This window comes from Mycobacterium sp. 1164985.4, from assembly GCF_001668575.1.
GTDB lineage: Bacteria > Actinomycetota > Actinomycetes > Mycobacteriales > Mycobacteriaceae > Mycobacterium.
Genome location: NZ_LZMD01000009.1, coordinates 1 through 8,330, shown reverse-complemented (window position 1 = coordinate 8,330; position 8,330 = coordinate 1). Strand labels below are relative to the sequence as shown.

The following is an 8,330-nucleotide window of genomic DNA, read 5'->3' as shown; positions in this document are numbered from 1 at the left end:
GCTGCTGCATGTGCCGATGCGCGACTATCCCGAGACCGATCAGGAGATGACCGACTACTTCGAGTCGATGATCGACAAGCTCGAGGCCACGCCGCAGGCGCAGAAGCTGATGGACGATCTGATCACCGGCACGATGGAGATGCCCCCATCGGTGCCCAAGCTGTTCTATCCGGCGATCAAGGCCACGCTGCGGCCCGTGCTTCGGTTGAACTACCTGTCGATCGTCGGCCTGCTCGACCCCCGTCTGCGCGCCAAGCTCGGCGTGAGTTGGAGTCCGGAGGAGCAACGTCAGCTCAACCGCATCTACAAGGCGATCCGCATCGCCTATCGCGTGCTTCCCGACCGGCTGACGTACTTTCCGCTGGCGTACCACGCACGCAAGCATCACCAGTGCCTGGAGAAGATGAAGGAGCGGCAGAAGAAGTCGTTCGCCTACCGCGTCCCGGGCGCCGTGTCCCCGTCCTAGCGATTCGGGTGCGCTACCAGTCGCCCAGCGATCGCTAGTGCACCCAAACCGCGTGTCAGAAGTAGCGCGGGAAAGAGCTCCAGTCCGGGTCGCGCTTCTCCAGGAAGGCGTCGCGCCCCTCGACCGCTTCGTCGGTCATGTACGCCAACCGGGTCGCCTCCCCGGCGAACAACTGCTGGCCCACGAGCCCGTCGTCGGTGAGGTTGAACGCGTACTTGAGCATCCGAATCGCTTGCGGCGACTTGCCGTTGATCTCCGACGCCCACTGCAGCGCGACGGTCTCGAGTTCGGCGTGGTCGACGACCGCGTTGACCGCACCCATCGCATGCATCTGCTCGGCGGTGTAGGGCCTGCCGAGGAAGAAGATCTCGCGGGCGAACTTCTGACCGACCTGCTTGGCCAGATACGCGCTGCCGTACCCGCCGTCGAAGCTGCCGACGTCGGCGTCGGTCTGCTTGAACCGGGCGTGCTCGCGGCTGGCCAGGGTCAGATCGCACACGGCGTGCAGGCTGTGCCCGCCGCCGGCGGCCCACCCGTTGACCAGACAGATCACGGGTTTCGGCATGAACCGAATCAGCCGTTGCACCTCGAGGATGTGCAGGCGTCCGGCGCGGGCGGGGTCGACGGTCTCGGCGGTCTCACCTGATGCGTACTGGTAACCGCTGCGCCCGCGGATCCGCTGGTCGCCACCGGAGCAGAACGCCCACCCGCCGTCCTTCGGTGACGGTCCGTTACCGGTCAGCAGCACGACACCGACATCCGACGACATCCGGGCGTGGTCGAGGACCCGATACAGCTCGTCGACGGTGTGCGGACGAAAGGCGTTGCGCACCTCCGGCCGATCGAACGCGACGCGAACCGTGGGCTGCGCGACGCCGTCGACGACGTGGCGGTGGTAGGTGATGTCGGTCAGGTCGAAACCGTCGACGGGCTGCCACTGCGACGGGTCAAAGGGGTTGTCACTCACTGGGATACCTTATCGATGCGGAAAACGGGGCACCGCCCCGCGAGGGCCTCGAACTCGTCGGGATTGGGCCCGGTGACCAGGCCGGCGTTCTTGATGAAGTCCACCCCGGTGGGCACCTTCAGCGGGAACTCCCGCAGCAACGGTCGTGCCTCGTCGATCGGCATCTCCACCATCCGTACCCGTTCGCTGCGGCGGCCGATGTGCAGGGTGACCTCACCGGCGGCCCTGACGTTGGCGGCCCAATCCGAGCCGGGTACTCCGCCGACGACGTAGCGCTGTCCGTCGACCTCCATCGGGGTGACCGGGGTCTTGCGCGGCTTACCGGTCTTGCGCCCGGGCGCCTCGAGCACGACCGGGCCCTTGTCGCCCAGGATGCCCAGCTTCTGCAGGCCGATCATCACCTTGTTGACGTACTTCAGCCACCAGGGCAGGCGAATGTCGGACATGGCGCAAACGCTACGTGATGACCTCGACGCGGAACACCGGCAGGCGGCCCGCCATGGCCTCGAGTTCCTCGGGTGTCCCGGTCTCCAACACCCCGGCGCGCGTCATCATCTCGACGCCGACGGGAACCTGCGCCGGGAACTGCCGCAGCACCGGCCGCGCCTCGTCCGGGGTCAGCTCGACGAGGCGCACCCGCTCGGATCGCCGGCCATACCGCAGCGTGACCTGATTGGCCGCGCGGGCGTTGCTCACCCAGTCCGCGCCCGGATAGCCGTTGATGACGTAGCGGGCGCCGTCGACGAACATCGGCGTGATCGGCGTCGACCGTGGCTTGCCGGTCCTGCGGCCGGGCACGGTCAACACCACGGGGGACTCGTGCCGCGAGATCGGCAGCCCGAGACGCAACAGCACCATCACCAGCTTGTTGGCGAATTTGAGCCACCGCGGGGGCGCCGTCCGATCGCCCATGCGGGGAGGCTACCGCTCAGACGGTGACGACGTAGCCGGAACAACGTACCCGAATGGTCGACGAGGGCGGTCTTGATCTCACTCCTGGCGCCGATGCTACCGGCGCACCTGACTTGCCTTGTCGCGCAGGATGTCTCGTTCACGCTCATTGTCGGTCATCGCCGCTGCCCGGTCGAATTCGGCGGCGGCCTCGGCGCCTCGGCCCAACCGGGCGAGCAGTTCGCCGCGCACGCTCGGCAACAGATGCGAAGCCTCCAGACCCGTCAGCGAGTCGACGATCTCCAATCCGGCTGCCGGGCCGCTGGCCATCGCCACCGCGACCGCCCGGTTGAGCGCAACCACGGGCGACGGCGCCGCCTGAATCAATCCGTCGTACAGCGCGACGATGCGCTGCCAGTCGGTGTCGGCGGCGGTCGGCGCGGTGGCGTGACACTCTGCGATCGCGGCCTGCAGAGCATACGGTCCCCAGCCGGTACCCTTGCGCCGCAACGTGTTAGCGGACCGCTCGAGCGCGGCCACGCCACGCTGGATCTGCGCGCGGTCCCATTTGGAGCGGTTCTGGTCCTCCAACAGGATGGGCCTGCCGTCGTCGTCGGTGCGCGCCGCGAAGCGCGACGACTGCAGCTCCATCAACGCCACCAGGCCGTGAACCTCGGGCTCGTCGGGCACCAGCGCGGCGAGCACCCGACCGAGACGCAGCGCCTCGGCACACAGCTCGTCGCGGATCCAACGCTGCCCGAACGACGCCGAATATCCCTCGTTGTAGATCAGGTAGATCACGCTCAGTACGGCCGATAGCCGCGAAGGAAACTCCGAGCGGTCCGGCACCTCGAACGGCACGTTCGCGGCCGAGAGGGTCTTCTTGGCACGGGTGATCCGCGCGGCGACGGTCGGGGTGGACGTCAGAAAGGCGCGGGCGATCTCCTCGGTCGTGAGGCCGCCCACCACCCGCAACGTCAGCGCGATCCGGCCTTCCCGCGGCAGCACCGGGTGCGCCGAGATGAAGACCAACCGGAGCACGTCGTCGTCGATGCGGTCGGGATCCCAGGGCTCGTCGACGTGGGTCTCGAGTTCGCGAGCCATCGCGGCGTATTTGCTGTCGAGGTTCTCCTGTCGCCGCCACAGGTCGATGGCCTTGCGTTTGGCCACGGTGGTCAACCATGCGCCGGGGTTGCGCGGAACACCCGACGCGGGCCACTGCTCGAGCGCGTCGACGAGCGCGTCGGCGGCCAGGTCTTCGGCGAGTCCGACGTCGCCGACCGAACGCGTCAGTGTCGCGACGATTTTCGCCGCTTCCATGCGCCACACCGCGTCGACGGTGGCCTGCACGTCGGTCACGCCTTCATTGTGCCGAGCCGACGCAAACAGGCGTTTTCCTGCGGCGTGTCGCAATGCATTCGGTGACGTCGCGACGGAAAGTTAGAAGGTATGACCCACAGGTTGGTCACCGCGTATTGGGAAGGCCGCAAGGCGTTCCCGCACACGCTCGTCAACCCGTATGCGGGGTTGGGGGACCGGGCGATCGCGAGGATGTGGCGGTTGGGCTGGCAGCGCGCCGCCGACGAGCAGGAGGGCATCCCGAGCGAAGAGGAGCGACTCGCTCGCTTCGCCGCGGAAATCGATGCCCTCCTGGACTAGTCGCCTCGACGCGCTGCGGCGCCGTCACCCTCGCGCGGTACTCGGTGTCACCGGTCCGCCCGGTGCGGGCAAGTCGACACTGGCCGAGGCGATCGCATCCGCGGTCGACGGCGCGGTGTCCGTGCCGATGGACGGCTTCCACCTCGCCGACGTCGAACTCGAACGGCTCGGCCGCCTCGACCGCAAGGGCGCGATCGATACGTTCGACGCCCACGGGTATCTCGCTCTGCTGCAACGCATCAAGGACCAGGGCGACGAGACCGTCTACGCGCCGGCGTTTGACCGCGATCTCGAACAGCCGATCGCGGGCAGCATTCCCGTTCTGCCCGAGCATCGGCTGATCGTCACCGAAGGCAACTACCTTCTCGACGGCGACGACCCGTGGGCGAAGGTGCGTGCGCTGCTCGACGAGGTCTGGTTCGTCGACGCCCCGACCGACGAGCGTCGTCGCCGCCTCATCGCGCGTCACATCGCCTTCGGCAAGTCGCCGGAGCAGGCGCAGGCATGGGTGCACACCGTCGATGACGTCAACGCCGCGCGCATCGAACGCGCTGAACCGCGGGCGGACTGGGTGCTCACTTCCTAGCGCGAGCAGACGCTAACCTGCCCAAAATTCCGCGAAATGAGGCAGTTTCGCGTCTGCTCGCGGGACGGAAAAGAGCGGAATCAGCCGACCGCGCGCTCCGAACCCGCCCAGAACTGTGCGCGCACGGCCTTCTTGTCCGGCTTGCCCAGTGCGGTCACCGGCACCGAGTCGACGACGATCACCTGCTTCGGCGACTGCACCGAACCCTTGCGTTCCTTGACCGCGGATTGGATCTCCGTGGTCATCTGCGCGACGGCGTCCTCGGAGCGGTCGGCGTCGGGGCGCAGCACGACCACCGCCGTCACCGCCTCACCCCACTTCTCGTCGGGGGTGCCGATCACGCAGACCTGAGCGACCGACGGATGTTCGGCGACAACGTCTTCCACCTCACGCGGGAACACGTTGAAGCCGCCGGTGACGATCATGTCCTTGGTCCGGTCGACGATGTAATAGAACCCGTCCTCGTCCTCTCGGGCCAGGTCGCCGGTGTGCATCCACCCGTCGCGAAACGTCTCGGCCGTCGCCTCGGGCTTGTTCCAGTAGCCGCCGGACACCAGGGGACCGGACACACAGATCTCGCCGACCTCGCCCTGCGGCACCGGCTTGTCGTCGGCATCGAGCAGCGCGACCCGGGCGAACACCGTCGGTCGCCCACACGACGTCAACCGCTTCTCGTCGTGATCCTTCTTGCCGAGATAGGTGATCACCATCGGCGCCTCGGACTGGCCGTAGTACTGCGCGAAGATCGGGCCGAACCGGTCGATCGCCTCCTTCAGCCGCACCGGGTTCATCGCCGATGCGCCGTAGTACACCGTCTCCAGCGACGACAGGTCGCGCGTGCGTGAATCCGGATGGTCCATCAGCGCGTAGATCATCGACGGCACCAGCATGGTCGCGGTGATCTTCTGCTCCTCGATCACCCGCAGCACCTCGGCGGGATCGAATTTTGTGAGCACGAACAGCTGGCCGCCCTTGATGATCGTCGGCACGAAGAACGCCGCGCCCGCGTGCGACAGCGGGGTGCACATCAAGAACTTCGGATTCTCCGGCCATTCCCACTCGGCGAGCTGGATCGTCGTCATCGTCGTGATCGACTGCACGGTGCCGATGACGCCCTTCGGCTTACCGGTGGTGCCGCCGGTGTAGGCCATGCCGCCGATGTGGTCGGGCGGCAGGTCGGCGGCCGCCAGAGGCTGCGGCGAGTACTTCGCGGCCTCGGCGGTCAGGTCGACGGCCACGCCTTCCAACTCGGAGGGCACCGGCCCGATCGTCAGGATCTGCTTGAGCCCCGGCACCTTGTCCAGCAGCCCCCGCGCCCGCTCGACGAACATCGGGTTCGGGTCGATGATCAGCGACGTGACGCCGGCGTCGTTCAACACATAGGCGTGGTCGTCCAAAGAGCCGAGAGGGTGTAGTGCGGTGCGCCGGTAGCCCTGCGTCTGCCCGGCGCCGATGATCATCAGCACCTCCGGCCGGTTGAGGGACAGCAGGCCCGTGGCCGTGCCCGACCCCGCGCCGAGCGCCTCGAACGCCTGAATGTACTGGCTGATGCGCTCGGCGAGCTGCCCGCCGGTGAGCGTGGTGTCGCCGAGGAACAGCACCGGCCGGTCCTTGTTCCGCTTCAGTGCCCCGACGGTGAGGTGGCCGGAATGGATGGGATGGCGCAGGAGGTCAGCACTCATGCCCCTCAGACTAGAACGTGTTCCAATTCCAGTCACGAAGTCCCCGTAACTCGCCAGGCCACGAGCGATACGACCCCTGTGCGCGGGAGCGTAGATTCGGCGAAGTGGGCGACCGGCAGCGGCTGCGCGAGACGATCCTGAAGCTGTCTCGCGAACGGGGCCCGGACAAGACGATCTGCCCGTCGGACGCCGCCCGTGCGATCGGCGGCGACGACTGGCGCGACTTGATGGACGACGCCCGCGAGACCGCCCGCGACCTCGCCCGCAACGGCGACGTCGAGATCACCCAGAAGGGCGAGGTGCTCGACCCGAACGCGACGTGGCGCGGACCCATCCGGATCCGCGCCACCTAGCGATCGTCAGGCCAACCGGTCGGCCTCCGCACGGGCCTGTGCGGCGACCTTCTCGGCGAGGTCGGCCTTCCACTGGATCTCCTTCTTGACCCAGGGATTGTCCTGCGGGAACTGGTCGGTCTCACCAACCAGCCGGACCTCGAGCCGGACGCCCGGCCCCAGCGGACACTTCTGGGCCCACTGCTTGGCCTCCTCCTTCGACGACACGTCGATGATCCAGAAGCCGTTGAACAGCTCCTTGGCCTCGGTGTACGGGCCGTCGGTCACCACCGGCGGGTCCGCGTCGAAGTCGACGACGAAGCCGTCCTCCGGCCCCGTGAGGCCCTCGCCGGCAAGCATCACCCCGGCCTTGATCAGTTCCTCGTTGTAGCGGCCCATCGACTCGATGACCTCGTTGAAGTCGATCTCGGCATCGGCGAACGCCGCCGCGCCTTCGGGGGTGACCCGCATGATCATCATGTATCGCGCCATCAGTTCATCTCCTGTTGTGTCGGTTTCGTCGGGGCCGTCTTTCGTGCCCTCGCAATGACGTCGAACGGGATCCCACTGAATTCGACACGCGCCGCGACGAATTCTCATCGGAATTTCGGGAATTTTTCGTGCCGGCCACATGAATGGACACCTGCCTCGCGGCCCCTTTTGCTGTCCCGCGGGCAGGCCCGGGAAAGACACTTAGTCCATAGGTGCGCCGCCGCCAGCGACTGCTGGGCGGCATCGCGCGATGACGGCTCGAGTCGCCAGGGACTCGCCGGACAGAGACGTGATCGGCGCGTCGAGGTTCTCGCGCCAACGTTTCGGCGCGCTGGGCCCGTCCGGTCATCAGGCACTCGGCAGTTGGTGAGCGCTGTTTTGCCGAATCGCTGCTCGAAGCGTTTTGGATGGGTTAGCGTTCGTCCGTTCCACCATCGGGAGGCTACTGTGCGTGAATATTCATGTGCGTCAATAATATTGGAGGATGCGTCGCCTTCTGAGGGCGTGAGATGGATTAACCGATGAGTTGGACCGAGGACCCGGTACTCCGCAATGTCATCGCGAAAAGCGTTGTATCGGGGGTGTTTATCGTTGTAGCTGCTACCGGCACCACTGCGCCTGCGATCGCGATGCCCTCCGCCACAGGGTTTTCCAACGTGCCGGCACCGCTTCAGCCTCCTAATCCTCCCCCTGGGCCCCCGACTGGCCCCGGTGATCCCAGATGTGTGGAGATGCCGACATACCCGGTGTGTCAGGGCGGTCCATACTCGCCGGCGCCTCCTCCGCCTGGTCCACAACCCATCACTGGCCCGGCTGATCCGGGGTGTATCAGCCAGCCTGGAAATCCGGTGTGCCAGGGCGGCCCATACGCGCCGCCATCCGCCACACCGCCACCGCCGCCGCCGCCACTGCAGCCACCGATCGCACCGCCGCCGCCACCGCCGCCGCCACCACTGCAGCCACCGATCGCACCGCCGCCGCCACCGCCGCGACCGCCGATCGCACCGCCACCGTTCGCGCCGGTTGACCCGCCACCGATCGCACCGCCGCCGTTGGCGCCGGTTGACCCGCCACCAATCGCACCGCCGATCGCACCACCGCCGATGGGAGGTATGGGAGACATCGGCGGGATGGGGGGCATGGGCCACATCGGCGGCATCGGTGGGGGAGATATCGGCGGTATGGGGGCCGCCACTGCAGCCACCGATCGCACCGCCGCCGCCACCGCCGCCGCCACCACTGCAGCCACCGATCG

11 protein-coding genes are annotated in these 8,330 nt (G+C 67.3%); 4 read left to right on the top strand and 7 right to left on the bottom strand.

The window, feature by feature from the left end:
• Positions 1-466, top strand: a 466-nt coding sequence (locus tag A5650_RS00505; RefSeq protein WP_156743956.1) for an oxygenase MpaB family protein, incomplete at its 5' end; no start/stop codon positions are given.
• Between the two features lie 55 nt (positions 467-521).
• Here A5650_RS00505 and A5650_RS00500 read toward each other — a convergent pair.
• The 4 genes from A5650_RS00500 to A5650_RS00485 form a co-directional block, all read right to left on the bottom strand.
• Complete coding sequence (locus tag A5650_RS00500; protein WP_067285218.1) at positions 522-1,433, bottom strand: 1,4-dihydroxy-2-naphthoyl-CoA synthase; 912 nt, start codon at positions 1,431-1,433, stop codon at positions 522-524.
• Complete coding sequence (locus A5650_RS00495) at positions 1,430-1,879, bottom strand: nitroreductase family deazaflavin-dependent oxidoreductase (RefSeq protein WP_067285216.1); 450 nt, start codon at positions 1,877-1,879, stop codon at positions 1,430-1,432. Before A5650_RS00495 ends, A5650_RS00500 begins: the two co-directional genes overlap by 4 nt.
• 10 nt (positions 1,880-1,889) lie before the next feature.
• Positions 1,890-2,345 carry a nitroreductase family deazaflavin-dependent oxidoreductase gene (locus A5650_RS00490; protein WP_067285213.1) on the bottom strand — a complete coding sequence of 152 codons (456 nt, stop codon included), beginning with the start codon at positions 2,343-2,345 and terminating at the stop codon, positions 1,890-1,892.
• 96 nt (positions 2,346-2,441) lie between these two features.
• Positions 2,442-3,644, bottom strand: coding sequence for an RNA polymerase sigma factor (locus A5650_RS00485; RefSeq protein WP_067285221.1), 1,203 nt, complete (start codon positions 3,642-3,644; stop codon positions 2,442-2,444).
• A gap of 129 nt (positions 3,645-3,773) precedes the next feature.
• Between A5650_RS00485 and A5650_RS00480 the strand changes: the two genes are divergently transcribed.
• Both A5650_RS00480 and A5650_RS00475 read left to right on the top strand, forming a co-directional pair.
• The gene (locus tag A5650_RS00480; RefSeq protein ID WP_067086333.1) at positions 3,774-3,983 is read left to right on the top strand and encodes a hypothetical protein; all 210 of its coding nucleotides are present in this window, start codon (positions 3,774-3,776) and stop codon (positions 3,981-3,983) included.
• Positions 3,967-4,569, top strand: coding sequence for a nucleoside/nucleotide kinase family protein (locus A5650_RS00475; RefSeq protein WP_067285210.1), 603 nt, complete (start codon positions 3,967-3,969; stop codon positions 4,567-4,569). Before A5650_RS00480 ends, A5650_RS00475 begins: the two co-directional genes overlap by 17 nt.
• Before the next feature lie 80 nt (positions 4,570-4,649).
• Here A5650_RS00475 and fadD8 read toward each other — a convergent pair whose 3' ends face one another.
• Positions 4,650-6,251, bottom strand: a complete 1,602-nt coding sequence (gene fadD8, locus A5650_RS00470; protein WP_067285208.1) for a fatty-acid--CoA ligase FadD8 — start codon at positions 6,249-6,251, stop codon at positions 4,650-4,652.
• Positions 6,252-6,355: 104 nt separating this feature from the next.
• On the opposite strand from fadD8, the gene A5650_RS00465 reads away from it, so the two are divergent.
• Entirely contained in the window at positions 6,356-6,604 is a 249-nt protein-coding gene (locus tag A5650_RS00465) for a DUF3253 domain-containing protein (RefSeq protein WP_067285206.1), read from the top strand.
• 6 nt (positions 6,605-6,610) lie between these two features.
• On the opposite strand, the gene A5650_RS00460 is transcribed toward A5650_RS00465, so the two are convergent.
• Entirely contained in the window at positions 6,611-7,075 is a 465-nt protein-coding gene (locus A5650_RS00460; RefSeq protein WP_067285204.1) for a YciI family protein, read from the bottom strand.
• An 828-nt stretch (positions 7,076-7,903) separates the two neighbouring features.
• A complete protein-coding gene (locus tag A5650_RS26645; protein WP_156743955.1) occupies positions 7,904-8,110 on the bottom strand; it encodes a hypothetical protein in 207 nt (68 codons plus the stop codon).
• Positions 8,111-8,330 lie beyond the last annotated feature (220 nt).

Bases quoted from the DNA above. Each gene is read 5' to 3' on its own strand.
- A5650_RS00480 (WP_067086333.1), top strand. From the start codon at position 3,774: ATGACCCACAGGTTGGTCACCGCGTATTGGGAAGGCCGCAAGGCGTTC.
- A5650_RS00485 (WP_067285221.1), bottom strand. From the start codon at position 3,644: ATGGAAGCGGCGAAAATCGTCGCGACACTGACGCGTTCGGTCGGCGAC.
- A5650_RS00495 (WP_067285216.1), bottom strand. From the start codon at position 1,879: ATGTCCGACATTCGCCTGCCCTGGTGGCTGAAGTACGTCAACAAGGTG.
- fadD8 (WP_067285208.1), bottom strand. From the start codon at position 6,251: ATGAGTGCTGACCTCCTGCGCCATCCCATCCATTCCGGCCACCTCACC.
- A5650_RS00490 (WP_067285213.1), bottom strand. From the start codon at position 2,345: ATGGGCGATCGGACGGCGCCCCCGCGGTGGCTCAAATTCGCCAACAAG.
- A5650_RS00460 (WP_067285204.1), bottom strand. From the start codon at position 7,075: ATGGCGCGATACATGATGATCATGCGGGTCACCCCCGAAGGCGCGGCG.
- A5650_RS00475 (WP_067285210.1), top strand. From the start codon at position 3,967: ATGCCCTCCTGGACTAGTCGCCTCGACGCGCTGCGGCGCCGTCACCCT.